Genomic DNA, 26,395 nt, shown 5'->3' with positions numbered 1-26,395 from the left:
ATGTGCCGGAATTGGTCCTGGCTAGAGCTCTTCAGCCTTCAGCGACGGCGACGAAGCCCCGTCCTGACGCACCTTCACGTACATATCTCTGACATGAGGCCTGACCGCTGACGCGGCCGGTCACACCAGACAGGAGCAGCTAGATGCGTGCCAAGCCCCCTTCCCCTATTGCTGATGCTGGCCTTCGTCGTTGCGATGGCTGCGGGATTCATCGCCAATACCGGCGGTGGCTGCCACACCTTCCCTGTTGCCCGGGTCGGCGCTGAGCTTTACCTGATCTGGCGCATCCACATGAATGTGACCAGCACCGGGAGGGACCTTCGGAACAGGCGGTCATACGCGGACGGAACAGACGATCTGGCCGTGGCTGCAACGCTGATCGGTTCCTTGGGTGTGGTCTGACAATATGATTTGATGAATGATGTGACTGACCCCACAGGATCCTGGCCCATCCCTCAGACCGACGTGTCCACGCCTCTGGCGGCTCCGTCGACGAGTGACCCAGCCGTCAGAATCGACGGCCTCACCAAGAGGTTCGACGCCAAGATTGCCGTCGACAACCTGACGATGTGGGTTCCGCGCGGCTCCATGTTCGGCTTTGTCGGCCCCAACGGGGCCGGCAAGACGACGACGCTCTCGATGGCCACTGGGTTGCTGCGTCCTGACAGCGGCCGAATCGAGGTGCTTGGCCATGATGTCTGGGCAGATCCGGCTGCGGCCAAGGCCCAGATGGGCGTGCTCCCCGACGGGATGAAGACCTTCGACCGGCTTTCTGGCCGAGAGCTGCTCCATTTTTGTGGGATGCTGCATCGTCTCGACGAGGCCACCGTCAATGAGCGCACCGACGGTCTTCTCGACGCCCTTGGCCTGACGGAATCTGCCAACACCCTGGTGTGCGACTACTCCGCCGGCATGACGAAGAAGATCGGTCTGGCCTGCGCCCTCATCGCCGACCCGGCCCTGCTCGTCCTCGATGAACCCTTCGAGTCCGTCGACCCGGTTTCCGGTCAGACGATCCGCGCAATCCTGCGTCACTTCGTCGACGGCGGCGGGACGGTCGTGATCTCCAGCCACGTCATGGAGCTTGTCGAGTCTCTCTGCGACTCGGTGGCCGTCATCGCGAAGGGACAGCTTCACGCCATCGGGACCATCGACGAGGTCCGTCAGGGCAAGTCCCTGCAGGACAGGTTCGTCGAGCTCGTCGGCGGAAATGCCAACACTGGGGAGGGGCTCACGTGGTTGCGCAAGTCTTGAAATACCAGTGGCGAACTACTCTTGCCCCGTGCCGTAGGGGCGCCAAGGCCGGTGAGACGGTCGGGCTGATCTTCCTCATCCTGATGGCCCTGTTCCTCGGTGGGAGTTACTTCTCTTACGTGTCCTCGACCGGTCAACTTGGCGTCGATCCTCGCGGGGCCACCACCGTGGCCGCAGGGGCCTCCCTCATGGTCTTCTGGATCGTGCTGCCGGTACTTTTCGGTGCTCAACCGATCTACACCGACCCCTCGCGATACGCCATGTTCCCCAGGCGTCCTCGGGAACTGATGCCTGCGTTCGTGACAGCCGGTCTGTTGGGTATGGGAGGAATTGTCACCCTGGTTGCGGCAGCCTCACATGTTGTCGCATGGTCTAGTGCGGGCGCGATTGCGGTCGTTGCGGCCGTACTCGGTGTCCTACTGGGGTGGTCCGGCGCCATGATCGCATCGAATCTCCTGCTGGCCGCGATGTCGGCGGTGCTGGCCAAGCGTCGATTCCGCGAGGCCATGATGGTCTTCCTCGTACTCCTGTGCTGCGGACTGGGCGTCGGGATGCAGCTCGTGACAAGGGCTGATGCGACGACCGACGCGATTCCGGTCAACGTCGGACGGATCGTCGGTTGGACCCCGCTGGGATGGGCCTGGTCGATGCCCTGGGAAGCTGTCAGCAGCACGTGGCTGGCACTCATCGTCAAGCTCGTCCTCAGCATCGCTGGTCTTGCACTCATGGTGTGGGCCTGGCAGGCCATCGTTGACCGTCGCCTCGTCTCGCCAGCTGGAGACGGCGGCGGTGCCGAGAAGATCAAGGCTGAAAGCCGGATTGATCGCATGTTTCCGGTCACCCCGACCGGGGCTATTGCCGGACGCACCCTGCGCTACATGAAGCGCGATCCCCGAATGGTGTCTCTGCTGCTCAACACCTTCCTCATCCCGGTTTTTGCTCTGGTCCCGATGTACATCAATGGCGGGGACGAGGTGAGCGGCACGACGTCAGCTCTCGTTTTTACCGCGCTCCCCTTCATGGTCATGCTGTGCGCGGTGCCGCTCTACGCGGGTTCACTCATCAGCTACGACGGGACGGCCTTGTGGCATCACATTGAGGCGTCGGTCGCTGGTGCGGAGGATCGACGCGGTCGCGCGATTGCTTACCTCATCGTCACGATGCCGGTTGGTTTGCTGCTGGCCCTCGTCATGGTGTGGCGTTATGGTCAGTGGGAACTGTTGCCGGTGGTGGTCGCCGAAGCCTGGAGTGCCCTCCTGCTCTCGACGGGGATCGGCTCGTGGATGGGTGTCGTCAATCCGATGCGGGTGGCTGACAACCGCAAGGGGAGCGGGTTCAACTCCGGTTCCGGATCGTCGACGGGTGCTGGCTGCCTGGGGGCCCTCATCGGCATGGTGGCAGGTGTCATCACCGCCATCCCGATCGGCCTGCTCGTGATGCTGGTGGGGATGACCGACAACTCGTGGTGGAGCATCCTCCTGACCTTCGTCTTCGGGCTGGCGTGGTCCCTCCTGATACTGCATGTTGGGATCATCGTGGGCGGGCGGAAGCTTGATCGCAGCTGGGATGAGGTGCTGAAGAAGGTCACTCCGGTGTCGTGAGCTGTGGTGCAGATTCTGCCGTTGACGCGCCGAATTGAGCACGTCGGGAGGCTCGGCGCAGCACCTGTAGTATCGGACCGCCCAGCAGCGCCAGGCAGATGACGTTGGTGAGCGCGCGTCCGAGGTTCCAGCCCATGGACGTTGCGACGTTGAACAGCACGAAGTGCCACAGGTTGGTCAGCGGAGACGCGTGTGGGTCGAAGGAGAGCTGGGTGCTGGTACCCAGGTTGAACGGCCAGAAGGCGAAATCCATCAGCCAGCCGTAGATGAAGGCGGAGATAAATCCCCAGCCGCACAGCCACGCTATTTCGGCTTTTCCCCTGGCGCGAGGGAGGAGGCCTGCTCCCAGCCCGACGAAGCCCGAGGCGATCATCTGGTAGGGCAGCCACGGTCCGAAGCCTGCCGTGAGCAGGGCGGACGCGAACATCGTCGTCGTACCGAGGACGAATCCAAAACCTGCGCCGAACACCCTCGCGCCGAGAATCATGAGGATGAAGACGAAGGAGATGCCGGCCATCGACGGGCTGAGGGTTCGTAGCGCTGCCCCACAGGCGGTGAGGACGCCGATCATGGCGATGGCCTTGACGTCGATACCGTCAGAACTGAGCTGGGACACCACTACGGCAAGCACCACCGGCAGGATGGCTGCGAAGAGGAAGGGGGTACGCGTCTCGTAGTCGGTCGAGCTGCCGGGGTCGAGGAACAGCGGCCAGCAGAAGGCCAGCAGCCCCATGAGCGCGGTGACGACGAGCAGCACCCGCGATGTCGTTGACGTGCGGACGGCGACGTTCTGCTTCTGTCGGTTGCTCATCGGCCCGCACCTCCCGGGTTTCCCACGAGCCTCTTGACATCGGCGATCGTCATGACGTCGGCCGGGTGGAAGACCTTGGCGATCTGTGGGCTGAAGGCCGGTGAGGAGGTGCACACCGAGCGTGTGGATCCGTCGGCCACAACGTGGCCGGTTGCCATGACAATGGTGCGGTCGGTCGTTGCTGCTGCGAATTCCACGTCATGGGTGGCCAGCAGGACGGCCGCAGGAGCTCCGGTGGCACCGGCGGCGATGTCCTTGACGATTCTCGCCAGCTCGTTCTTCATGGCGTAGTCGAGGCCGCGGGTGGGCTCGTCCAGGAGGAGGACGTCAGGGCGGCTGGACAACTGGATTGCGAGCACGAGGGCCAGCCGCTGCCCCTCCGACATGTCACGAGGGTTGCGATCTTCCGGTAGTTCCACGCCCAACTGGGAGAGGATGGCTCGCGTGGTTCCCCTGGGGACGTCGGACTCCTTGTCAGCCTGGGCGCACTCCTCGGCCACCGTCGGCAGGTAGAGCAAGTCAGCGGCGGATTGGGGAACCAGGCTCACCATCTTCCGCGCGGTTTCGGCGTTCGCCTTGCGCGGGTCGGTCCAGGATCCGTCATGGTTGACAAGGACCTTTCCCGAGGACCTCGTCGCCCCCTGGACGGCCCACATCAGCGATGACTTGCCCGACCCATTTCGCCCCATGAGGCAGGTGACGGTTCCGAGCCCCAGGGTCGTCGTCATGGCGTCGACGGCGTGGACCGTGCCGTAATCGACACCGACTTTCTCCAGCCGCAGCACCTCGTCACCGTGGCCCTGCCAGGTCATGGTCTCGGAGGGTTGTGGTGCTTTCGGGAGGTCGGGGCGCGTACCGACACGACGGCGGGCCTCGCGCACTGACAGTGGGACGGTCGGCCATCCCATGGCCCGGCCCAGTGCGGCCAAGGGTGGGATGATGTCAGCGTGAGCCAGGACTTCCTCCGGGCGACCCTGCACGATGGACCCGTCACCGGGAAGCCACCAGGCGGTGTCGGCGGCGTGCATGACGCGTTCCAGTCGGTGTTCGGCCAGCACCACCGTCAGTCCGACGTCATGGACGAGCGTGGTGATGGAGGCAAGAACGTCCTGGGCTGCGGTGGGATCCAGCGCGCTGGTGGGTTCGTCGAGGACGAGGATGCGAGGCTGGGCTGCAAGTACAGCGGCGATGGCCACCCGCTGTTGTTGGCCGCCTGACAGGCTCAGCAGGGCCCGACGTCGCAGGTCGGCGATCCCCATGAGGTCCAGGGTTTCCTCGACCCTCTTGCGCATCACCGACGGGGAGATGCCTAGCTGTTCCATGCCGTAAGCGATCTCGTCCTCGACGGTGTCGGTGACGAATCCGTTGACCGGGTTCTGCCCAACGACTCCGACGACGTCAGCCAGATCGCGGGGACGATGCGTGCGGGTGTCACGTCCGGCCACCGTCACGGTGCCGTCGAGACGCCCACCGGTGAAATGGGGGACGATTCCGTTCAGCGCCCCCAACAAGGTCGACTTGCCGGTGCCGGTACGCCCGACGACCAGCGCCAGGTCACCCTCCTGTACGGTCAGGTTAATGTTCCTGAGGGTCGGGGCCGTGGCACCGGGGTGGGTGATCGACACGTTCGACAGGGTGATGACATCGGTCATGACTCGCTCACCTGATCTTTCCGGGGTTTCCACGAGGCTGCCTGCTCCGGGTCGGCTGACGCGGATCGTTGAGGCGCCGGGGTGAGCACCCCGGGTAGGGCGGCCGCCACGACGACGATGAGCATGGCCGGTTCCAACGATGGCCAGACCACCGGCGAGGTGGGGACGGTGATGGCCTTCGGATTGGCCTGGGACAGCCAGATCATGGCAATCATCGCGACGGCGCCGCACAGGCATGACGCGGTGGCCTGCCAGGTCCAGGGATCGGGACGGTACCGGCTCACCCCGAGACGACGTCCCGAGGTCCGCAGGCCGATGATCGACCCGATGACGCCGACGACGATGAGCACGATGCCGATGTGTTGGCCCATCCGGTCGGCCAGGAACCACGAGCACAGGCTGCCAGGGGCGCAGGTCGACGGGTCAGCGCTGAACGATCCGGTCGGGTTGGCCAGGATCCCGTAGCAGCCCAGGGTCAGCCCCATCACCGAGAGGACGAGCAGAATTCGTGTCCCGGGGCGGACCTGTCGGTCGTTGCGGGTTCGACCGTACCCACGCGACTCCATTCCACGGGCTAGGGACATCGAGGTCTCCACCGAGTCCTCGAGCACGGGGACGAGCACTGCGACGAGGGCTCTCATTCCCTTTCTGGTGTCACCACGCAGCCTTCGGGCCCGTCTGACTCGTTGCACTGACGCGATGAGTTGGGGAAAGACCGCCAGGGCGATGACGATGGCCACCGAGACGTCGTGCAGGGCGGCCGGGACCGACTTGAGGACTCGCCGTGGGTTGGCCAGGGAGTTTGCGGCGCCGAAGCAGATCAGCATGCCGGCCAGGCGAAGGGCGTCGTAACCGGTGGCAGCCAGGCCTTCAGCGGTGACCGGTCCACCGAGCCGGATCCCGGCTGCCCAGTCGGGCAGGGCCACCTCGGGTAGCCGGAAGAGGACGGTTCCTGTCCCGTCTCCTCCTATCAAAACCTGGAAGAACACCCGGATGACGACGACCGTCAGGGCCATACTGGCGTAGACACCGGCAGAACGAGCCCAGGGCTCGTCGGTGCGACGCAGGGTGACGACGAGTGTCACGGTCGCCGTGATGAGCACGACGAGAAGGGGATTGTTGGTGAGGCTGATGGCGATTCCGCAGCCGGCCGCCCAGCCCCACCATGACCATGGGTGGACTGTCCGGGTGCTGTCGTGCGTCGGGGCAGAAGGATTCTCGACGACCGGGTCGGCCGTCCTCGTCACCAGTCTTGACACAGCTCAGCGCCAGTTCCAGTCGTCATGAGGCATAGCTTCCCTTCCTATCGGCACCACGTCAGCTTACGACGAGCTCAGGCGTTGACGTCGATGACCCGGAATCCTTTTGCGGAGGCAACCCGGGCGGCGTCGAATCCCTGGCCGCACAGCCAGCGTGTGAGGGAGTCTGCGCCGAGGTTCTTCCCGACGACGAGGTGCGCGACTCCCTCGTCGGTCAGCCGCGCCAGCCAGGTCGTCAGCATCTCGTGCAGGATCGGCTTGCCGACGCGGATCGGCGGGTTGGACCAGATCTCGTCGAAGCGCAGGTCCGAATCGACCTCCTCGGGACGGCAGGCGTGGACGCGGTCGCCGATCCCGAGGGCCTTGGCGTTGCGATTGGTGAGGTCGATGGCGAGGTCGTTGACGTCCACGGCGACGACCTTTGAACCGCGGCAGGCCCGCGCCAAGGCACAGGCGATGGGTCCGTACCCGCAACCCAGGTCGAGGAAGGTGCCGTCGGAGGGCGGGGGAGTGACCTCGCGCATGAGGACGGCGGTTCCCGGGTCGAGACGTGCGCCGGAGAACACTCCACCGGCGGTCGTCATTATCATGGAGTCGTTCCAGACGTTGACGGTGATGGTGCGGGTCTGCACCGGCCCCTCGGGGGTCGTGAAGTAATGGCTGGGCGCGTGGTCATCGCGGCGGGATCGGCTCATCAGTCCTCCCAACAGGTGTCGCAGAGTTCGTCGTGGCTTCGACGGGAACGCGCTCGGGCGGCACGCTCGGCAAGGTCCTCGTCGGCTGGGTAGCCAACCTCCTCCAGGGTGAGTCCGCAGGCTGGCATGACGAGCACCGACGAGGCCCGCGACGTGCTGGCGGCGACCTCGTCGAGCCAGTGCTGGTCGCGGCGGCCGGAGGCGACGGCCGTCAGAGCCCCGATGAGGGACCTCACCATGGAGCGGCAGAAGGCATCGGCCCGGACGGTCACCTCGATGGTCCCGCATGGGTCGTCGAGACGTTCGGCGTGGCAGTCCAAGAGGGTGCGGATAGTTGTCGCGCCCTCGCGGTACTTGCAGAAGGCGGCGAAGTCGTGCAGTCCGAGAAGGGAATCGCCGGCCATATTGAGGCGGTCAAGATCGAGGTGACCTCGTACCGATGCCACGTGGAATCGCGTCAGCGGATCGGGTCGGGAGGATTCGTCCCACAGCCGGTAGACGTAACGACGCCACAAGGCCGAGAAGCGGGCGTCGAACTCGCCGGGGACAGGGCGGATGGACCTGACGACGACGTCGGGATTGAGGACCCGCGCCAACCGGCGCAGTATCGAGGAGGTGTCGATGTCGTCGGGAAGGTCGACGTGGGCCACCTGGCCGCGGGCATGGACCCCGGCGTCAGTTCGCCCAGCCACCGTCAGTGGGGTTGGCTCGCCGAGCCGGAGCACCCGGGGAATCCATGTCTCCAGCTCTCCCTGAACGGTGCGACGATCCGGCTGTGCCGCCCACCCCGAGAAATTCGCCCCGTCGTAGGCGATGTCCATACGCCAGCGGTTCATGACTCGTCCACACGACGCCAGGTGAGGTCGTGGACGGTTCGCCCAGCTGCGAGCCCCTTCTTCTCGTAGCGAGTCACCGGGCGTTTGTCCCAGCGCGGGCTGAAACCGTTAGGACCCGCATTGACCGGCTCGAGCAGTGGCTCGGCCGACAGCACCTCGACCATCCAGGTCGCGTAGTCGTCCCAGTCGGTGGCCAGACGCCACAACCCTCCCGGGCGCAGTCGTGACGCCACCAGGCGGGCCATGTCGGGGTTGACGATGCGGCGCTTGTGGTGACGCTTCTTGTGCCAGGGGTCAGCGAAGAAGGTCCAGATCTCGTCGACCTGACCGGGATCGACGAGGTGGTCCAGACCGGCGGCGGCGTCAGCGAGAATGATGCGAGCGTTCGTTGCGCCAGCGGCATGGAGCTTGGTGAGAGCGCTGGCGACCGAGGGCAGATATACCTCGAACCCGATGAAATCGCGCTCGGGGTGGGCTGCGGCGAGGGTGGCCAGGACGTCGCCGGATCCGGCCCCGATCTCGAGGGTGAGTGGGGCGGTGCGTCCGAAGATCCGGGACAGGTCCAGATGGGCGTCAGGGGCCACGGACGTGCTGGTGGCGTCGCGCGGGACGTCAATCATGTACGTGCTGGCCAGGGTATCCATGGCGCGCTGCTGGGAGACGTTCATGCGGGGGGACCGACGGACGAAGGATACGACGCCGCGCCGAACGCGGTCACCCGAGCGATGTGCGCCGGCTGAGTGGTCGTCGGAGTACTCCGCGGTATTGGGTAGCGGGGTGGGGGAGCCACACCCGGAGGCAGCGTCGAGGTCGTCGGTCATGAGCACACATGCTAGGCGATGGTGCCGACAGTGTGCGTCGACGAGTTTCCGAAACCCAGTGGTTCTCAATTCCATGGGTTTAAGAAAACGCGATCACCTGGGTATTAGAAAGTCGATCTAAAATTAGTTTGTTTGCTAAGTCAAGGTTCATTCCACCTTGTCAGACGTAACTATGGGATGAGAATTGCCTCTCTGGTGGATGCTGTTTTCAGTGTCTGTCATTGACCATGCCAGACGTGCGGTGGTTATGTATGAAAGGTTTCGACATGCCTACCGCGGCTTTCGTTGTTTCCCGAAACTGCACTGATTGGGCCTTCAATGATTCTGGCTGCACCGCCTTCGCGGTGGCTGCCGGGGAACCGTCGGAAAGCCCACCCATGTAACCATTGCCCATCTTGGTGCTCGCGCCGGCCTCAGCTCGGCTGCCGGACGCGTTGGCGCATGTCGTCGCATCGAGTGCATCCGTGACGACAGGCTCCTGAGCGCCGCCAACGAGGTCGCCATCAGTGGCACTGTGGCTTGCACGGCTTACCGGGCCGGTAAACCAGTCGTGGGCATCCTGCCTGTTCGACATGGCGCCGTGAGGTGTCGCACCCCTGACGCAACTGATCGTTGTGGTTCAGGCGTGGGCCCCCTCGGGGGAGAGGAGGCCCACGCTGTCCCGGTTCCGGCTGTCAGACACGCGTAGGGCGTACCGGACCCGAGTTCAGGGGGAGCTGGGCTATGGCGGCCTCGAGCTCAGGGAGGGACGATGCCTCCCGGTCCAGAGGTATGAACACCGCGCCCGTTTGATCGGGGTTGACGTACATGAGCGTCAGCCCGGTGCGATCAATGTCCGCGCAGAACACCCGTCCCACGGTGTGGGGACATGCGTGGTGGGTGGCGCGCGACCAGCAATTGCAGCCCGGTAGTTTTTCCTGTCTCACCGCGTCGCACAGCTGCGACAGGTGAAAGTCGCCAAGGGAAGCGACGACGTCGAGGGCTGAGAACTCGTCATCGATCGATGGGAAGACTTCGTCATTCGGCATATCGGTGATGAGGGTGGGGATGTCGATCTCTGCGCTTCCCATGGCGTCGTGCAGGATGGCCTGACGCGGGTCAATGACGCCGATGAGGCCATCGTCGAATCCGGTGATCATCGAGACTTCACTCGGCAACACGTCAGTTGTCAGCAGGTAATCGATCTGGTTGGCGCTCAGCCAGGTCACGGTTCCTAGGATGTGGAGGGTCGCCGCCAGCAGTCGGATTCCCGGTTCTGGGGAATCCTTGGAAATCTCCAGGCGAACATCGGTCGGTAGGCCGGCAGGAATCTGGCAGAGTGCCTGGGTCGGGTGGGAGCGTAGGGCGACGACGAATCGTCCTGATGCCGTGACTCCGTGAGCCTGCAGATCGCACGTCCATTCATCGAGGTCTCCGTCGGCCGAGATCATCGCGTGGGCGACCATTGTGGGCATGCCGGCACCGCCGAGTATGCGGCGGGCGAGCGAAGAACTGCGTTGTGACAAGGTCGATGCGATGCGGGTCGTCGGATCCGAGGCCATGCCGTCGTTGGTGTTTCCGGTGGCAGTCATTGTCGCACCCCTTCCTCTTAGGCGAGCCTAATCTAACATGATGAGGCTGTGGGGAATAGGCCAGGGTCGGATTGCCGAAAGGTCCCGTGGTGATGCCGATAAGCAAAGGGCCTCGTGCCACCTGGAGTGGCAGCGACATTCGGTCTTATCGGTAATTCCACGAGCCGGGCAGCATGAGTGGCCGCGGTAAGGGTAGGTGCAGGTGCTCGGTGCAGTGGCTCTCGGTGAGAAAGGTGAGTGTCAGGCGGGAACGATCCCGGCTATGGTTTGGCGCAGGATGTGTTCAGGAAACGTCGTCCGGGGGCGGTGTCGTCGGTGAAGGTGGGAGGCAAGCCAATCCAGCACGAACTGTGGATGTTGCCGAATCATGGTCGGAGTAGTATGGAGGATCTTCCATCCGGAGCGATCAAGGTTCGCTGAACGCATCATCGTGTTCTCATAGCCGTCAATCGTTCCGTGGATCGCTCGGCCGTCAATCTCGACCGCGACCTTCTCGGCCTCGAAGGCCTTGTCGAGGATGTATCGACGGTTTCCGGCTCGCACGGCCTGATTTGGTTTCACGCCGGTGATGCCGACAGCTCGCATCAGTCGTCCAAATTCCAGTTCCGGAATTGACCAGGATCTGAGGTTGATGTCGGCGAGGGCGGAACTGATCTGGCGTCGGCTGAATCGCCAGGACAAACTGGATCGCGAGGCTCGACACGACTCCGGGCTCACCAACCCCTGCCGGAGTGCTTCGCAGACCCACGCCCAGTCCCCGTCGAGCGCCAGGAGGAGCACTGACACCTCGGGCTCCACGACCCACATGCCATATCTCTCCGTCACGTACCGACGGGGGACTCGCCATCGGTGAACACGGATCCCCTCCCGTTCAATTGAACGGGTACGTGAATAGGCCTCGACCTCCTTCACGGCATCGAGGTCGTGGAGGTGCTGGCCAGGTGGTTTCAACCCCTGCATGACAAGGGCGGCCTTGCCGATGAGTACGGCGTCCCGGTGCCACATGTGCACCGCTTTGATCCGCACCCTCGGGTCATTCGCAACTGATGTCGGGGACACAACACCGGGAAGTATCCGCACCGCTTTTCCGGCGGCCACCGCTCGGTCTGCTTGCCCTCGCAGGTGACTGAATCGATGGATACGGGCCACTCCGCCATTCGCACGCCATTCGAAATCGAGTTCGTTCATACCCTCAGTTGTCGTCTGCGGCTCCGAAATTCGTCACCCACTTTGAAATCTGTGGACAACTGGATGGGAGCACTCCAAGGCCGCTGTGGACAACTCCTGATGGGTGCTTCTCGCTGCTGTCACAGGTGGCAGTCGGGCGGCGACCTCACGACATGGCCTCGCGGTCAGGATCGGGGAGAGGCATGGGACCGGGGCTGAATACACCTGGAGTCGCGAGGTTGGGGCACGGTCGTCACGTCGGCGACCAGGGGGCTCACGCCGTACCGTCTCTGATTTGAACCTCGGCCTGCAGCTCGTGTACGCTTCTGCTGTTGCCTTCGAGCAAACGGGAGTTGGCCACCGCGGTCGCTCCGTCTGTCCGACACAGCGATGTCGTGATGCGGTTCCGGTCTCCGGCGTGTCACGCCGTCGAGTGGAGGAATTGCCCGCAGAGCACCACCACGTTGCAAGATCCCTGTGCGTCACTTCACGCATGGGACCGAGTTCGAGAAGGTACCTGTGACCACCTACAGCCCCAAGGCCGGCGAGGTGCAGCGCAATTGGTACGTCATCGACGCCGAGGACATCGTCCTGGGTCGTCTGGCCACCACCGCTGCCAACCTCCTGCGCGGCAAGCACAAGCCGCAGTACGCCCCCCACATCGACACCGGTGACTTCGTCGTCGTCATTAACGCCTCCAAGATTGCGTTGACCGGCAAGAAGGCCACTGACTCGCTGCGTTACGACCACTCCGGTCGCCCGGGTGGTCTGCGCGTCACCAGCGTCGGCGAGATGCTCGAGAAGGACCCGCGCCGCGCTGTCGAGCGCGCGGTGTGGGGCATGATGCCCAAGAACAAGCTGTCGCGTCAGCAGCTCAAGAAGCTGAAGGTCTACGGCGGCCCTGAGCACCCGCACGCTGCGCAGAACCCGCAGCCTTACGAGATCACCCAGATCGCCCAGTGATCGCCCACGAAGGATTGTAACAGTGACTGACACCGCAACCGAGAACCTCGAGAACACCGAGGTCACCCCGTTCACCGAGGGCGACCGTGAGATCGCCTATCGCACCGACTCCAACCCGACCGTGGCCGCTGGCGACTCCAATCGCCCCGCCATGATCGCCGCCGGTGCTGCCACCGGCCGCCGCAAGGAGGCCATCGCCCGCGTCCGCATCGTCCCCGGCTCTGGCCAGTGGAAGATCAACGGCCGCACCCTGGAGGACTACTTCCCGAACAAGGTCCACCAGCAGATCGTGACCGAGCCCTTCACCACCGCTGGTGTTGAGGGTGCCTACGATGTCATCGCCCGCATCGGCGGTGGCGGCATTACCGGCCAGGCTGGTGCGCTGCGTCTGGGTATCGCCCGCGCGCTCAACAACGTTGACGCCGAGGCCTCCCGTCCGGCCCTCAAGAAGGCCGGCATGCTGACCCGTGACGCCCGCGTCAAGGAGCGCAAGAAGGCTGGACTCAAGAAGGCCCGCAAGGCCCCGCAGTACTCGAAGCGCTGATCTGGTCCTTTCCCGGAACTCGGGGCGGCCCTCCCACTGCGGGAGGGCCGCCCCGAGGTGTTTCTTGGCCCACTTCCAGTTGCCGACGAGAGGGGGTTTCTGTAACGCGCGTGGTTTGCCCGGGAAGTCGCCAACCCGCTGTCATCTCTCGTAGCAGCACCCGAGGTGTTCATCGGTAACTCCACGGATGATCTGAAACCCCCTCGAAGACACACCCGACGCCGGTTATCGAATCAGCCCGATCCCGGTGGGCTCAGCGGGTATTTCGTTCACTTGGTGTGAGCGGTGGGTAGAGTGGCATTTCGTGGCACGACTTTTTGGAACTGACGGAGTGCGCGGTGTGGCCAACCAGGACCTCACCGCCGAACTGGCCCTCGACCTCTCGGTTGCGGCTGCCCACGTCCTGGGCGAGGCTGGTGCTTTCGGGCACCGCCAACCCACCGCGTTGGTGGCACGTGACCCTCGCGCCTCGGGCGAGTTCCTCGAGGCAGCAGTGTGCGCTGGTCTGGCAAGTGCAGGAGTCGACGTCCTGCGCGTGGGCGTCATCCCGACCCCGGCCGCGGCCTACCTCGTCAACGAGTACCGCACCGACCTCGGCGTCATGCTGTCGGCCTCTCACAACCCGATGCCTGACAACGGCATCAAGTTCTTCTCCCGCGGCGGTGTGAAGCTCCCCGACGATCTCGAGGACGCCATCGAGCAGCGCATGGGGGAGCCGTGGGCCCGACCCGTCGGCGACAAGGTCGGACGCATCCGTTACACCCCGCAAGCCGTCGACACCTACGTCGACCACTTGGTGCGTTCCCTGAGACAGCAGGACACCCTCAAGGGTCTGAAGATCGTCCTCGACACCGCCAACGGTGCCTCCTACTACACCGCCTCGGCCGCCTTCAAGGCCCAGAGTGCGGAGGTCGTTGCGATCCACGACCAGCCTGACGGCCTCAATATCAACGAGCGCTGCGGTTCCACTCACCCGGAGAAGTTGCAGGCCAAGGTTGTCGAGGTCGGGGCCGATATGGGCCTGGCCTTCGACGGCGATGCCGACCGCTGCCTGGCCGTCGACCACGATGGCAACATCATCGACGGCGACCACATCATCGCCATCCTCGCCCTGGCTCTGCAGGAGGACCATCGCTTGGCCTCCAACACCGTCGTCGCGACGATCATGAGCAACCTCGGCCTCATCCTGGCGATGCGTGAGCACGACATTCACGTCGACCAGACCAAGGTCGGTGACCGCTACGTCCTTGAGTCGATGAATGCGAACGGGTTCTCGCTTGGCGGCGAGCAGTCCGGTCACGTCATCATGAGCGAGTTCGCCACCACTGGTGACGGCGTCCTCACTGGTCTGCATCTGGCAGCCCGCGTCGCCCGCACCGGCAAGACCCTCAAGGAGCTCGCCTCGGTGATGACTCGTCTGCCGCAGGCCCTCGTCAACGTGCGCGGGGTCGACAAGCTGCGTGCCGGTATCGACCCTGACGTCAACAAGGCGGTTGCCGATGCCAACCAGAAGCTCGGTGACACCGGGCGCGTCGTGCTGCGCCCGTCGGGCACCGAGCCAGTCGTGCGCGTCATGGTCGAGGCCGCCACCCAGGAGGAGGCTGACCAGATCTGCTCCGAACTGGCCGAGACCGTCAAGAGCTGCCTGGCCCTGTGAGGCTCTGATCATGGCATTGTTCCGTCGCCGCCCTGATGCCGACCTACCCGGTCTGGACGTCGGGGCGGCGAGCCGTCTGCGTGGCATGGTCGAGGAGTCCTTGTCGGCCATGGGAATCGACGCGAGGGTCGAGGGTGATCATGCCGTGACCTCTGTTGGTGACATCCCCCTGGTTCCCATGGTCGACGAGCTCGACGGTCATGATCGCGGGGACTGGCAGCTGGTCGTCGACGAGCTCGTCACCCGCATGGTGCGCTCCCTCCTCGACGGGGCGACCCGTCTGACCGACGCCACCCTCGCTGGCTACGTCGTCGTGAGGATCCTGGGAGACCGGGAGCGAGCCGGACGCAGTTTCGACTACGCGCGTCCCCTGGTGTCCACCGCGACGGGGTCTCCTATCCCCGGACTTGTCGTCGCCCTGGCGTGGTTGGACGACGAGGTCGAGCTTCTCAACGACGCGGCTCTGGCTGAGATTGACGATCTGGACGCCGCTTACCGTCGCGGCTCGGAGAGGTTGGCGACCGTATTGGCCGACGGTCTCGACGTCACCCGTGAGGGGAACCTCGTCACCGTCAAAGGGTCGTCCTGGCTGGTGTCCTCCTGGCCTCTCGTGCCGGGGTTGGGGCAGCCCATCGTCGATGAAGTGGGAAATGACGTCCTCGTCGGGATTGAGTCCCCGGACAAGGTCTTCGTGTCGGCGATCGGCCACGCACACGAGCTGGATTGTGCCTTGTCGCCGTCACGGGTCGCAGACCCCTTCGCCTGGCGCATCGGCTGAACAGTCGTTCCGGTGGACCGTGGCCACGCGGTGTTGCTCAGACCTTCCGAATCCACACGTTGCGGACCTCGTGGTCGGGGCCCTTGTGGAGGATCGCGGTGGCGCGCCCGCGGGTGGGCAGCACGTTCTGCACCAGGTTCGGGCCGTTGATGGTGTCCCAGATCTCCGTGGCCACGGAGATGGCCTCGTCGTCGGGCATGCGCGCGTAGTCGCCGAAGAAGGAATCCGGATCGGTGAATGCGGTCTGACGTAGGGTCAGGAACCTGTTGATGTACCACCGAATGATGTCGGTCTCCTCGGCGTCGACGTACACCGAGAAGTCGAAGAAGTCGCTCAGCGCCAGCCCCATCGTCCCGCTGCTGCGGCGACGTGGTGGCTGCAGGACGTTGAGGCCCTCGATGATGAGGACGTCAGGCTGGCGGACGACGAGCTGCTGGCCAGGGACGATGTCATAGGTGACATGGGAGTACACCGGGGCAGTGACCTCGGGCATCCCGGACTTCACGTCGACGACGAATTTCAGCAGCGCCTTGCGGTCGTAGGACTCCGGGAACCCCTTTCGCGACAGTAAACCACGCTCTTCGAGGATCTTGTTGGGGTAGAGGAACCCGTCGGTCGTCACCAGATCGACGACCGGGCGACGGGGGGAGCGCCCCATCAATTCCTGCAGCAGACGGGCCACGGTCGACTTGCCTACCGCAACCGACCCCGCGATCCCGATGATGAACGGGGTACGTCGCATGCCATGGCGGGTGAGCTGTAGGAAGTTGTAGGAGGCGTCGAAAAGGGCGCCGGTGTGCATGCAGTACAGATGGATGAGCTGAGTCAGCGGCCGGTACACCTCGACGACGTCACGGTGGCTCGTGGGGTCGCCGAGACCACGGATGCGATCCAGGGTGGCCTCATCAATGTCGATCTCGGTGGAATCGGCAAGGGCGGCCCAGGACTCCCGCGATAACTCGATGAACGGACCGGGTTCGGTGTTGTCGTCGTCTGCGGGGGCGGGCGGGGTGAGATTCACGGTGGACACCTCATCGTGGCTGTACATGACGTCGAATGACTGTACTCATCTGAGGGCACCCTGCACAGCTGAATGCGCTGACGGCGCAGCCCCGCAGGGCCGCGCCGTCAGTGTTGAGGACGGACACGATTAGCCGAGGAAGGGCTGGGGGACGCAGACCACTGGCTTCGCCTGGTCAGGATCCAGGGCGTTGACGGCCATCTGGTACACGTTGGTGTCGTAGGTGAAGTTGACATGGCTGGCGTGGTCAGAGTGGCAGATGTTCTGAACGAGGATGTTCTTGACACCGGGCTCGTACAGGAAGGCGTTGGTGAACGGCACCACGACGTCGTCGTAGCGGCCTTCGATGACTGTGTACTTGACGCCGGGGCGGGTCACCGGGCCGTTGCCGTACAGTTCCTTCATGAAGCGGGAGGAACCGAGCTGTTGCTCGTAGCTGGCGATGTGGGCCTTGTTGAAGGCATCCTCGATCTGCTCGTGAGTGGCCTCGTCAACGGCCTTGTTGACGAACTTGGAGACGGCCTTCGGACCGACGCCGTGGTTCGAAGGGGCGAGGGCGATGAGTTTGTCGACCTTCTTGTCCCCGCCGAGCTTGGTGATGTAGTAGTTCGGCAGTGGGCCGCCACCCTGGGACCACCCGATGAGGTCGACCTTCTTGGATCCGGTGGCTGTGAGGACGCGGTCGACGAAGCCGGAGACGGCCTTGGCGGAGACTCGGATGTCACCGGTGTAGGCGAAGTTCGGCAGCAGCTTCAGCCCGTTGAAGTTCGGGGAGAAGACGCAGTACCCGGCCTTGGTGAGCTTCGGGGAGTACATCGACCAGGATGCGTAGGCGTCGGAGTTCGTGCCGGGCAGCAGGACGACGGGGTTATGCCCCTCACGCGGTTTGCAGCTGAAGTTGTTGGCTCCCTGGGGATTGGTACCAGGGTGGGCCAGGGCGTAGATGGAGGCCGGGTAGGTGAACAGCTTGCGGGGTCCGTCGCCAGCAGACGGAATGCCATCCGGGCTGCCGGGCATGGTGATCTCGGGTGGAACCGAGGTATCGGTTTCGACGGCATGTGCCGGGGCAGCCGAAATGGCCGCGAAGGCAGTGGCCACGACGGTGGTCAGGGAGGTCAGGACTGCTGCGAACTTTTTTGATCTCATGCTTTTCCTCAATCTTGACGTCGGTGCATGATGTGAGAGAATCTATGAATCGGCAGGGTCATGATGGGCTGTACATCCGTGAAATCAGGCCTTTCGTGCAGGTGGCATTGTCGTTGAGTGTTCAAATGGTCAGGCGTTTCGGTTCGCTAGAACGCTCATGATTCATGTACGTTTCTTGTCATGTGCGGAATTGTTGGGTATTGCGGCCATCGACAGGCTGAACGTGTCATCATCGACGGGCTGCGACGTCTTGAGTACCGAGGATATGACTCAGCTGGACTGGCGGTCATGGCGGATGGAAGCCTGCATCGGGCCAAGAAATCAGGCAAGTTGACCAATCTTGAGGAGGAGCTCGCTGCTCATCCGCTCCCTGAGTCCAACCAGGGCATCGGCCACACCCGCTGGGCGACCCACGGTGCCCCGACCGACGAGAACGCCCACCCCCACCTGTCCTTCGACGGCCGGGTCGCGGTCGTCCACAATGGCATCATCGAGAACTTCGCCTCCCTGCGCGCCGAGCTCGAGGGGCATGGCGTCACCTTCGCCTCGGAGACGGACAGCGAGACTGCCGCTCACATGCTTGCCTTGCAGATGCAGCAGGGTTCCTCGTTGGCCGAGGCCATGGGTGCCGTTGCCTCTCGTCTCGAGGGCGCCTTCACCCTCGTGGCCGTCAGCGCCGACGCCCCTGACACCGTCGTGGCAGCTCGTCGTAACTCCCCGCTGGTCGTCGGCCTGGGGCAGGGGGAGAACTTCCTCGCCTCCGACGTCGCCGCTTTCATCGAGCACACCCGTGAGGCCCTCGAGCTGGGTCAGGACCAGGTCGTCGTGCTGACGTCCGAGGACGTCACCGTCACCGACTTCGAGGGCAACCCCAGCCAGGCTCGCCCGTACCACGTCGACTGGGACCTGTCGGCGGCCGAGAAACAGGGCCACGACTGGTTCATGCGCAAGGAGATCTTCGAGCAGCCGCGTGCGGTCGCCGACACCCTGTTGGGTCGCTGGTCCGACCGTGGAGAATTGGTCCTCGACGAGATTCGCATCTCCCCGGAAGACCTGCGACGCATCACCAAGATCGTCGTAGTGGCCTGTGGATCGTCCTACTACGCCGGGATGGTCGCCAAGTACGCCATCGAGCACTGGACCCGAGTGGCCTGCGAGGTCGATTTGGCCAGCGAGTTCCGCTACCGCGACCCGATCATCGACCCGACGACCCTGATCGTGACGATCTCCCAGTCCGGCGAGACCGCCGACACCCTCATGGCCATTCGGCACGCCCGGGAGCAGCACGCCAAGGTCATCGCGATTTGCAACACCAATGGTGCGACGATTCCGCGCGAGTCCGACGCCGTCATCTACACCCATGCCGGCCCGGAGATCGGCGTCGCGTCGACCAAGGGATTCCTCACCCAGGTCGTCGCCTGCTACCTGCTGGGCCTCTACCTGGCCCAGGTGCGTGGCATGAAGTACGGCGACGAGATCCGTAGTGTCATGTCCGAGCTGGATCAGATGCCGAGCAAGATCCAGGAGGTCCTCGACGAGATCGAGCCGGTCTACGAGTTGGCGCGAGTCATGGCCAAGGAGGAGGAAGCCGTTTTCTTCCTCGGACGCCACGTCGGTTACCCGGTGGCTCTGGAGGGTGCCCTCAAGCTCAAGGAGATCGCCTACATGCACGCCGAGGGCTTCGCCGCCGGCGAGCTCAAGCACGGCCCGATTGCCGTCATCGAGGAGGACACCCCGGTCTTCGTCGTCGTGCCTCCGAAGGGTCGCGATCAGCTCCACGACAAGGTGGTTTCCAACATTCAGGAGATCCGGGCTCGTGGCGCCAAGACGATCGTGTTGGCCGAGAGGGGGGACGAGGACGTCAGGCCGTTCGCCGACACCTTCATCGGTCTGCCGCCGTGCTCGACCCTGCTGCAGCCCCTGGTGGCAGCGGTCCCGCTGCAGGCCTTCGCCTGTGAGCTGGCCACCGCCAAGGGTCACGACGTCGACCAGCCGCGCAATCTGGCCAAGTCCGTCACGGTGGAGTGATTTCTGCACGATTTCGCCCCCGGAATCCGAGGATTCCGGGGGCAATGCGCGTTCGGCGTCAGGGGTCAGTGGGATGACTGCTGCTGGTGATCGGCCTCGTCGAAGTTGAAGATCTGCAGGAAGGTCTTGGCGCGCTCGCTCGTCGGGTTCGTGAAGAACTGGTCCGGTTCCGAGATCTCGACGATCTGTCCGGCGTCCATGAAGACGATCCGGTCGGCGATCGCCCGTGCGAAATCCATCTCGTGGGTGACGAGGACGAGGGTCATGCCGTCCCGGGCGAGCTCGAGGACGACGTCGAGGACTTCACGGACCATCTCGGGATCGAGGGATGCCGTCACCTCATCGAGAAGGACGACTTCTGGCTCCATCATGAGTGCTCGCACGATGGCCGCGCGCTGCTTCTGGCCGCCCGAGAGCTGACGGGGCAGGGCGGAAGCTCGGTTGAGCAGCCCGACGCGGTCAAGTAGTCGACGGGCGCGTTCCCGCGAGACCTCGTTGGGTTCGTGCTTGACGAGCCGCGGGGCCAGCAGCAGGTTGTCCTCGACGCTCAGATGCGGGAACAGTTCGTAATTCTGGAAGACCATGCCGACTCGTTCGCGCATCTGGCGCAGTCCTGACGGGGTGTACTCGAGGGCCTTGCCGTCGAAGGTGATGGTGCCCGAGTCGATCGTCTCGAGGCCGTTGATGGTACGCAGCAGGGTGGACTTGCCACAGCCAGAAGGGCCGACGATCACGACGACCTCGGACCGGGCGACGTTGAGGGAGACATCGCGCAGGGCCGTCACACCGTTGGGATAGGTCTTGGTGACCCCCTCGAGGGTCAGGTGATGATCTGTCATGACAGCGTCATCCTCCTTTCGAGGTGACGGGAGTACAGGGAAATGACGAAGCAGACGATGAAGTACAGGCAGAAGACCGTCCCGTAGATCCACAGCGCGGCGTCCGGGTGGTCGAAGCGATTGCGGTCGATGATCGCCTGGGCCACCTTGAGGATCTCGACGACACCGATGAGGGAGACGAGGGCGGTCGTCTTGATCATGCGGGTGACGAGATTGACCGTCAGTGGCACGAGCTGGCGAAGTGCCAGCGGCATGACGATGTGTCGTCGTACCGCACGGTCGGACATGCCCAGGGCCTGGGCACTGACGATCTGGTGGTGGGGTACGGTCGCGATGGCTCCACGCACGAGGTCTCCCATCTCCGCAGTGCCCCACAGGGTGAAGACGATGATCGCAGCTGCCTCGCCACTGACATCGAGGCCGGCCACTTGCGCCATGTCAAAGTAGACGACGAAGAGCAGCACGAGTTGTGGAAGAAGTCTCAACGTCTCGACGTAACCGCGAGTCAGAATTCGCACCCACAGACGCCGGGAGTCCATGACGAGGCCGAGTGGGATCGCGAGCACGATGGACAACACCATCGAGACGAGGGCGATACGTACCGAGACCCACAGTCCCTGCAGCAGCAGGATCCAGGTCTGGGGATCAAGCAGTGGCTGCATGACGACGCGTCCTCCTTTCCAAGTACCGGCCCAGCAGGGCGACCGGGATGAGGATGAGCAGGTAGAACACGACGAGGAGGAAGAGCGCCTCGGTCGTCGTGTAGGAGTTGCCGATCTGTTCCTTGGCTCGATAAACGAGGTCGGGCAGGGCGACGACGGACACCATCGAGGTCTCCTTGATGAGAAAGATGGTGTTGGCGGTGAGAGCCGGCATCGCGGTGGCCACGCCCTGGGGGACCAGGACGTGGATGAAGGTCTGGCGACGGTTCAGTCCGAGGGCTGCGGCGCTCATGCGATGGATCTGGGGAATCTCGTCGAGCCCGGAGCGCAGCGCCTCCGCCATGTAGGAACCGTCCAGGAAGGTCAGCCCGATGATGGCGCAGGTCTCGCCGGACATGATGACGCCGACCTTGGGCAGGCCGTAAAACAGGAAGAACAACTGGACCAGCAGTGGGGTGTTGCGCGACAACTCGACGTACCCGGTGACGATCTGGCGTACCACCGGGATACGGAAGTACTGCACAGCCGCGCAGAGTGCGCCGAGGACGAGTGACGCGAGGACACCGATGATGCCGATGCGAGCAGTGAGGGCGGCCGCCTCCGCGTAGAGCGGAAGCGACCGTCCGATGACGTCGAAATCCATGCGATCTGACGTAGGGGTGAGCCCTACTTCCTTCCACCTTCGATGACGAGCTGGTCGGGCTTGATGGTGTCGCCGTAGACCGGTTCCAGGGTTTTCCTGAAGTTCTGGTGGAAGAAATCTTCCTTGCCAAGCTTGACGAGGTCGTCGTTGATCCAGGTGCGCAGCGGGTCATTGCCCTTGTGGACGGCAGGAGCGATGGTCGCCTTGTCACCGAAGGAGGTGATTCCGGTGATGAACTTCTTGTTCTGGCGCGTGAACGCCACGGCCTCGGTGTTGTCGGTGATCCAAACGTCGCCGCGACCGTCGGCCAGGGCGCTGGTGACCTCGGCGTATTCCTCGAACTTCGTCACCTTCCACTCGGGATGGTGCTCCTGGATCCAGGCGTCCTGGCTGGTGCCCTTGACGACGAGGATCTTGGCGTGGTCGAGGTCGGAGACCTTCTTGACTGGATGGTCCGTCGGGGAGACGGCGCCGAAAGCCACCTGCATGTACGGGTTTGCGAAGTCGACCTTCTTGGCGCGGTCCTTGGTGACGGTGAAGTTGGCAAGGATGATGTCGACCTTGCCCGACTCGAGGAACTCGACCCGGGATGCGGCGTCGACGGGCACCCATTCGAGCTTGACGCCCATGTCCTTGGCGAGACGCTCACCGTAGGTGATGTCGTAGCCCTTGTAGCTGTTCTTGCCGGTGAGGGATCCGAAGGGAGCCTTGTCGGCGAAGGTGCCGATGTGAATGGTGCCGTCCTTCTTGATCTGCTCGGGGGTGCGAGTGCCGACGTTGCTTGCGGTCTCTGCGGAACCTCCGGAGTCGCCTCCCACGTCGGGGGATCCACACCCGGCAGTGGCGCTTACGGTCATCAGTCCGCAGAGCATGGCAGCGACGACTGCCTTGGTGCGGGACCTGAGAGCGATGCGCGGGCTCGTGGCCCGGCCGTGACGCGTGATGCGGGACATGGGAATCTCCTGTTGTTGATGTGTCCTCCGTGCTTGGAATATCACATCGGTCTCGGGTGACGCCGTCGTTGTTTACGGCGTGAAGTTTGCGTATGAGCGCGCCGCGAAGCCAAAATCTGGGCCCTGGTGGCCTTAGGGAATTTTTTGAAAGTGTCTTCTATGGCGATATGGCGTCTCAAACACTGAGAACACGCGGACCGTGGTTCAGCGTCAGAAGCTGCTCGATGCAACGGTGTGCAGCGTGGAACGCATACCCTTGACGGGTGATCAAGGGAATCGGGGTCGACGTCTGTGATGTCTCCAGGTGGGAGGCCGCCGTTCGGCGTCATCCGGGGATGGTTCGCAAGGTTTTGACCGAGGCCGAAGCTGCGACGCCGTCACGCTCCCAAGCTGCCCGATTTGCCGCCAAGGAAGCCTTGTACAAGGCATTGGGCGGGAGGGACGGGCTGTCCTGGCAAGACTGCGAAGTGGTCTCCGATAGCGGGGTCCCACGGTTTGAATTGCGCGGATCCTTGGCGCGACGGGCCTCGGAACACGGGGTGGCGCAGGTGCACCTTTCTCTCAGTCACGACGCTGGGGTTGCAGTGGCCATGGTGGTCTGCGAGGGGTGAGAGGGGCGGCCGTGCATCCGCGACCACCTGAGTTCGGTGGGGTCCCGGTCGCTGTCCCAGCGGTCTCTGCGTCGCAACGTGCGACCTCCCGGATGCGCCTTGTCGGCTCAGCCGTCCCACCGTGGTTGAATGAGAGTCAGTCCGCAGCGAGAACCCCATCGGGGTTGGAGGGATCGTCATGGCAATTGTCTGCACCGCCGGGGCCATCCGAGCCGCTGAGCAGAGGTGGTTCGACGCCCACCCCGGACAGGACCTCATGAACGTCGCCGCCCACGCCGTCGCACACAAGGCCCAAGAACTGCTCCTGGGTGGAGCCGTCGGTGACGTCGTACCGGACTGGGCGGCGACACAGTGTGTCCTCGTGCTCGTCGGCGGGGGAAACAACGGCGGTGACGGACTCTTTGCGGCCGCTGCGCTGGCCCAGCGAGGCTGGCGGGTCGAATTGGTCCAGGTCATGGGCCGCCCTCATGAAGCCGGCATGGAAGCCGCTCTCGCCGCTGGTTGTATTCGTACTCCGCTCGGGGAGGTCACCAGTCACTCCTACGATCTCGCCATCGACGCCGTCCTCGGAATCGGTGGACGCCCCGGCATCCCGCAGTCCCTGGAGAGGATCGACGGCTGGCTCCGCGAGCGTCAGGTCCCGGTGCTTGCGGTTGACCTCCCGTCAGGCCTGGATGCCAACTCCGGCGAGGTGGAGTCCTGTGTCCACGCCACTCACACCCTGACCTTCTCCAGCCTCAAGTGGTGTCACATCGCGTATCCGGCCGCGAAGTTCTGCGGTGAGTTGGAGGTTCATGACATCGGTCTGGATCTCGTCGATGACGAGGGAAAGACACTCAACGGGGTCGACGAGTACTGCGATCTGGCCGAGATGGCCGCGCTCTGGCCGGTACCAGGTGCCCTCGACGACAAGTACTCCCGCGGAGTCGTCGGTGTCGACACCGGTTCCGAACGATTCCCCGGGGCGGCGGTGCTGGGCGTCCTCGGAGCGCTGCGCAGTGGCCCGGGGATGGTGCGATTCGCCGGACCGGCCGCGATCATGGCCTTCATCCTCAGTCGGGCCCCGTCGGTCGTCGTTGGGGAAGGGCGCGTCCAGGCTTGGGTGCTGGGCTCTGGCTGGGGCCCCGACGACGGCAACGTCGGCCGGTTCATCCAACGAGCCTCCGACGGCGTTCCCATGGTCATCGACGCCGACGCCCTGGGCCTGTTGCCTGCTGAATTGCCGGAAGGATGTCTGCTCACCCCGCACGCCGGTGAACTGGCCCGGATGCTGCGGATTGAGCGCAGCCAGGTGGAGGCTGACCCGCAGGCGGCAGCCGTCCGCGCGGCTCAGCGTTTCGGTGCCACGGTCCTGTTGAAGGGTTCGATCCAGTGGGTCGCGCATCCCGACGGGACCGTCCGGGCTGCGCTACCGGGCCCGGCATGGACGGCTCAGGCAGGTTCCGGTGACGTGCTGGCAGGGATGTGCGGCACTCTCTTGGCTGCGGGGCTGAGTGCTGCCGACGCGGCTGTGTGCGCTGCCGGGATGCAGGCTGCCACGGCGATTTCCATGCCTGGCCCGTACGCTCCCGACCAGATTGCCGAGTTGCTCCCTGGCGTCGTGACGACAGTCGTGGGCCGCTGACCAGACGCGCTGCGCGGGCAACTCCCCGAGGAGTTCCAGGGCGCTGGACTCCTCCGGGCAGGATCTCTTCTCAGAGGGCGGCGCGAGCTCTCGTGGAGTGTCCGGACAGCCGGATGGCGTCCTCATAGTGCTCGACGAGTTCGCTGCACAGGTTCTCCCAGGTGCGGTTCTCGATCGAGGCTCGGGCGGCCACACCCATGGCGCGCCTCTTGTAGTCGTCACCAACGAGGTCGACGACTCGAGAGCGGAAGTCGGCCATGTCGCCGGGTTCGTAGAGCCATCCGGTATGTGACGGGTCAATGAGGTCGATCGGCCCGCCCTTGCGGGGGCTGATGACCGGGACGCCGCAAGCCTTGGCCTCCTGGACGGCCTGGCAGAAGGTTTCCAGCTCTCCGGTGGAGCAGAAAACGTCCATGCTGGCGACCGCGCGTGGAAGATCCTCTCCCCCCAGACCACCGGTGAAGATGGCGTCGGGAAGTTGCTTCTCCAGCTCGGATCGGGCGGGACCATTTCCGACGATGACGAGTTTGGTGTTGGGGATGTCCGCGAGGTGAGCCATGTCGGCGACGCGCTTCTCGGCGGCGAGCCGCCCCATGTATCCGACGACGACCTCACCGTTGGGGGCCCACTCGTCATGGAGTTCCTGGGAGCGCTTGGATGGGTTGAAACGCACCTTGTCGACCCCACGGCCCCAGATGCCGACTCGCGGCACCCCGTGCCTGACGAGTTGATCGCGGGAGAAAGTGGACGGGGCGTAGGTCGCCACGGCCAAGGAGTGGATCTGACGGACGCGGTACCAACCGTAGAACTCCAGCTTGCCGAGGCCATAACGTCCGGCGTAGGAGGGGATGTCGGTCTGGTAGATCGCCACGACAGGGACGCCGAGGGAGGCTGCAGCGAGTGCGCCCTTGTATCCGATCATGAAGGGGCCGGCCAGGTGGACGACGTCAGGCTCGAACTCGGCGAGGTAGCGCTCCATGGCCCACTGGGGGCTGGTGGAGACGCGGACGTCCTGGTAGCCCGGCCAGTGCAGGGAGGCCAGCGGAATGACGGGGAATCCGGCGTACTCGCGGGGGGTCTGAGCATCGCCAGGAGCAAGCACGAGGGCGTCGTGGCCGTTGTCGCGCAGGTGCTCCAGGACTCGCAAGACCGAGTTCGTCACTCCATTGACGAGGGGCAGGAATGACTCCGTGATGATCGCAACGCGCACAAATCAATAGTAACCGGGGTATGTGACGAGTCAGCAGGGCCGCGTTGTC

At 64.2% G+C, this 26,395-nt stretch carries 25 protein-coding genes and 1 pseudogene; 11 read left to right on the top strand and 15 right to left on the bottom strand.

What is annotated here, in order from left to right; translation table 11 throughout:
• Window positions 1–174: 174 nt before the first annotated feature.
• The 3 genes from HMPREF9153_RS02025 (at window position 175) to HMPREF9153_RS02015 (ending at window position 2,855) form a co-directional block, all read left to right on the top strand.
• Entirely contained in the window at window positions 175–402 is a 228-nt protein-coding gene (locus HMPREF9153_RS02025) for a hypothetical protein (RefSeq protein ID WP_004808984.1), read from the top strand.
• Between the two features lie 165 nt (window positions 403–567).
• Window positions 568–1,254 carry an ABC transporter ATP-binding protein gene (locus HMPREF9153_RS02020; protein WP_171023532.1) on the top strand — a complete coding sequence of 229 codons (687 nt, stop codon included), beginning with the start codon at window positions 568–570 and terminating at the stop codon, window positions 1,252–1,254.
• Window positions 1,236–2,855 carry a hypothetical protein gene (locus tag HMPREF9153_RS02015; protein WP_004808982.1) on the top strand — a complete coding sequence of 540 codons (1,620 nt, stop codon included), beginning with the start codon at window positions 1,236–1,238 and terminating at the stop codon, window positions 2,853–2,855. The genes HMPREF9153_RS02020 and HMPREF9153_RS02015 overlap by 19 nt, the downstream gene beginning before the upstream one ends.
• Here HMPREF9153_RS02015 and HMPREF9153_RS02010 read toward each other — a convergent pair.
• From HMPREF9153_RS02010 to trmB, 6 genes are all read right to left on the bottom strand, one after another.
• Entirely contained in the window at window positions 2,839–3,666 is an 828-nt protein-coding gene (locus HMPREF9153_RS02010; RefSeq protein WP_004808981.1) for an ECF transporter S component family protein, read from the bottom strand. The genes HMPREF9153_RS02015 and HMPREF9153_RS02010 overlap by 17 nt on opposite strands.
• Window positions 3,663–5,318, bottom strand: coding sequence for an ABC transporter ATP-binding protein (locus HMPREF9153_RS02005; RefSeq protein ID WP_015582183.1), 1,656 nt, complete (start codon window positions 5,316–5,318; stop codon window positions 3,663–3,665). The genes HMPREF9153_RS02010 and HMPREF9153_RS02005 overlap by 4 nt, the downstream gene beginning before the upstream one ends.
• Window positions 5,315–6,577, bottom strand: coding sequence for a CbiQ family ECF transporter T component (locus HMPREF9153_RS02000; protein WP_174266629.1), 1,263 nt, complete (start codon window positions 6,575–6,577; stop codon window positions 5,315–5,317). Before HMPREF9153_RS02000 ends, HMPREF9153_RS02005 begins: the two co-directional genes overlap by 4 nt.
• Before the next feature lie 74 nt (window positions 6,578–6,651).
• Complete coding sequence (locus HMPREF9153_RS01995) at window positions 6,652–7,272, bottom strand: class I SAM-dependent methyltransferase (protein ID WP_004808978.1); 621 nt, start codon at window positions 7,270–7,272, stop codon at window positions 6,652–6,654.
• Window positions 7,272–8,108, bottom strand: coding sequence for a tRNA pseudouridine(38-40) synthase TruA (gene truA, locus HMPREF9153_RS01990; RefSeq protein WP_004808977.1), 837 nt, complete (start codon window positions 8,106–8,108; stop codon window positions 7,272–7,274). The genes HMPREF9153_RS01995 and truA overlap by 1 nt, the downstream gene beginning before the upstream one ends.
• Entirely contained in the window at window positions 8,105–8,929 is an 825-nt protein-coding gene (gene trmB / locus HMPREF9153_RS01985; RefSeq protein ID WP_036979550.1) for a tRNA (guanosine(46)-N7)-methyltransferase TrmB, read from the bottom strand. Before trmB ends, truA begins: the two co-directional genes overlap by 4 nt.
• Window positions 8,930–9,180: 251 nt before the next feature.
• On the opposite strand from trmB, the pseudogene HMPREF9153_RS12295 reads away from it, so the two are divergent.
• Window positions 9,181–9,467 (top strand): annotated as a pseudogene (locus tag HMPREF9153_RS12295) (DUF1540 domain-containing protein); the annotation flags it as partial.
• Window positions 9,468–9,603: 136 nt separating this feature from the next.
• Here the strand turns inward: HMPREF9153_RS12295 and HMPREF9153_RS01975 are convergent.
• Both HMPREF9153_RS01975 and HMPREF9153_RS01970 read right to left on the bottom strand, forming a co-directional pair.
• Complete coding sequence (locus HMPREF9153_RS01975) at window positions 9,604–10,500, bottom strand: hypothetical protein (RefSeq protein WP_004808974.1); 897 nt, start codon at window positions 10,498–10,500, stop codon at window positions 9,604–9,606.
• Window positions 10,501–10,740: 240 nt separating this feature from the next.
• A complete protein-coding gene (locus HMPREF9153_RS01970; protein ID WP_004808973.1) occupies window positions 10,741–11,688 on the bottom strand; it encodes an endonuclease domain-containing protein in 948 nt (315 codons plus the stop codon).
• Between the two features lie 498 nt (window positions 11,689–12,186).
• On the opposite strand from HMPREF9153_RS01970, the gene rplM reads away from it, so the two are divergent.
• The 4 genes from rplM (at window position 12,187) to HMPREF9153_RS01950 (ending at window position 15,609) form a co-directional block, all read left to right on the top strand.
• Window positions 12,187–12,630 (top strand): 50S ribosomal protein L13, encoded by a 444-nt coding sequence (gene rplM, locus HMPREF9153_RS01965; protein ID WP_015582190.1) that lies wholly within the window; start codon window positions 12,187–12,189, stop codon window positions 12,628–12,630.
• 22 nt (window positions 12,631–12,652) lie between these two features.
• Window positions 12,653–13,174 (top strand): 30S ribosomal protein S9, encoded by a 522-nt coding sequence (rpsI, locus tag HMPREF9153_RS01960; RefSeq protein ID WP_004808971.1) that lies wholly within the window; start codon window positions 12,653–12,655, stop codon window positions 13,172–13,174.
• A 304-nt stretch (window positions 13,175–13,478) separates the two neighbouring features.
• Window positions 13,479–14,831 carry a phosphoglucosamine mutase gene (gene glmM / locus HMPREF9153_RS01955; protein WP_015582191.1) on the top strand — a complete coding sequence of 451 codons (1,353 nt, stop codon included), beginning with the start codon at window positions 13,479–13,481 and terminating at the stop codon, window positions 14,829–14,831.
• A gap of 109 nt (window positions 14,832–14,940) precedes the next feature.
• A complete protein-coding gene (locus tag HMPREF9153_RS01950) occupies window positions 14,941–15,609 on the top strand; it encodes a hypothetical protein (protein ID WP_237726263.1) in 669 nt (222 codons plus the stop codon).
• 37 nt (window positions 15,610–15,646) lie between these two features.
• Here HMPREF9153_RS01950 and coaA read toward each other — a convergent pair whose 3' ends face one another.
• Window positions 15,647–16,630 (bottom strand): type I pantothenate kinase, encoded by a 984-nt coding sequence (gene coaA, locus HMPREF9153_RS01945; protein WP_015582193.1) that lies wholly within the window; start codon window positions 16,628–16,630, stop codon window positions 15,647–15,649.
• Window positions 16,631–16,759: 129 nt separating this feature from the next.
• Window positions 16,760–17,776 carry an esterase/lipase family protein gene (locus tag HMPREF9153_RS01940; RefSeq protein ID WP_004808966.1) on the bottom strand — a complete coding sequence of 339 codons (1,017 nt, stop codon included), beginning with the start codon at window positions 17,774–17,776 and terminating at the stop codon, window positions 16,760–16,762.
• Window positions 17,777–17,956: 180 nt separating this feature from the next.
• Here HMPREF9153_RS01940 and glmS point away from each other — a divergent pair, with 180 nt between their 5' ends.
• The gene (gene glmS / locus HMPREF9153_RS01935) at window positions 17,957–19,804 is read left to right on the top strand and encodes a glutamine--fructose-6-phosphate transaminase (isomerizing) (protein WP_004808965.1); all 1,848 of its coding nucleotides are present in this window, start codon (window positions 17,957–17,959) and stop codon (window positions 19,802–19,804) included.
• 65 nt (window positions 19,805–19,869) lie between these two features.
• On the opposite strand, the gene HMPREF9153_RS01930 is transcribed toward glmS, so the two are convergent.
• Genes HMPREF9153_RS01930 through HMPREF9153_RS01915 form a run of 4 tightly spaced genes read right to left on the bottom strand, consistent with a single transcriptional unit; the run spans window position 19,870 to window position 22,901 of the window.
• The gene (locus tag HMPREF9153_RS01930; protein ID WP_004808964.1) at window positions 19,870–20,643 is read right to left on the bottom strand and encodes an amino acid ABC transporter ATP-binding protein; all 774 of its coding nucleotides are present in this window, start codon (window positions 20,641–20,643) and stop codon (window positions 19,870–19,872) included.
• Window positions 20,640–21,305: an amino acid ABC transporter permease gene (locus HMPREF9153_RS01925; protein ID WP_004808963.1), complete on the bottom strand. Its 666-nt coding sequence runs from the start codon at window positions 21,303–21,305 to the stop codon at window positions 20,640–20,642. Before HMPREF9153_RS01925 ends, HMPREF9153_RS01930 begins: the two co-directional genes overlap by 4 nt.
• Window positions 21,289–21,948, bottom strand: a complete 660-nt coding sequence (locus HMPREF9153_RS01920) for an amino acid ABC transporter permease (RefSeq protein ID WP_004808962.1) — start codon at window positions 21,946–21,948, stop codon at window positions 21,289–21,291. Before HMPREF9153_RS01920 ends, HMPREF9153_RS01925 begins: the two co-directional genes overlap by 17 nt.
• Window positions 21,949–21,971: 23 nt before the next feature.
• Window positions 21,972–22,901: a transporter substrate-binding domain-containing protein gene (locus HMPREF9153_RS01915; protein ID WP_004808961.1), complete on the bottom strand. Its 930-nt coding sequence runs from the start codon at window positions 22,899–22,901 to the stop codon at window positions 21,972–21,974.
• Window positions 22,902–23,164: 263 nt separating this feature from the next.
• Here HMPREF9153_RS01915 and HMPREF9153_RS01910 point away from each other — a divergent pair, with 263 nt between their 5' ends.
• Both HMPREF9153_RS01910 and HMPREF9153_RS01905 read left to right on the top strand, forming a co-directional pair.
• Window positions 23,165–23,512 (top strand): holo-ACP synthase, encoded by a 348-nt coding sequence (locus HMPREF9153_RS01910; RefSeq protein ID WP_004808960.1) that lies wholly within the window; start codon window positions 23,165–23,167, stop codon window positions 23,510–23,512.
• 178 nt (window positions 23,513–23,690) lie between these two features.
• Window positions 23,691–25,136 (top strand): NAD(P)H-hydrate epimerase, encoded by a 1,446-nt coding sequence (locus tag HMPREF9153_RS01905; RefSeq protein WP_004808959.1) that lies wholly within the window; start codon window positions 23,691–23,693, stop codon window positions 25,134–25,136.
• A 70-nt stretch (window positions 25,137–25,206) separates the two neighbouring features.
• Here HMPREF9153_RS01905 and HMPREF9153_RS01900 read toward each other — a convergent pair whose 3' ends face one another.
• Window positions 25,207–26,346, bottom strand: coding sequence for a glycosyltransferase family 4 protein (locus HMPREF9153_RS01900; protein ID WP_004808958.1), 1,140 nt, complete (start codon window positions 26,344–26,346; stop codon window positions 25,207–25,209).
• Window positions 26,347–26,395 lie beyond the last annotated feature (49 nt).

This window comes from Cutibacterium avidum ATCC 25577 (assembly GCF_000227295.1).
GTDB classification, from domain to species: Bacteria; Actinomycetota; Actinomycetes; order Propionibacteriales; family Propionibacteriaceae; genus Cutibacterium; species Cutibacterium avidum.
This window is presented reverse-complemented; position numbering and strand designations above follow the sequence as displayed.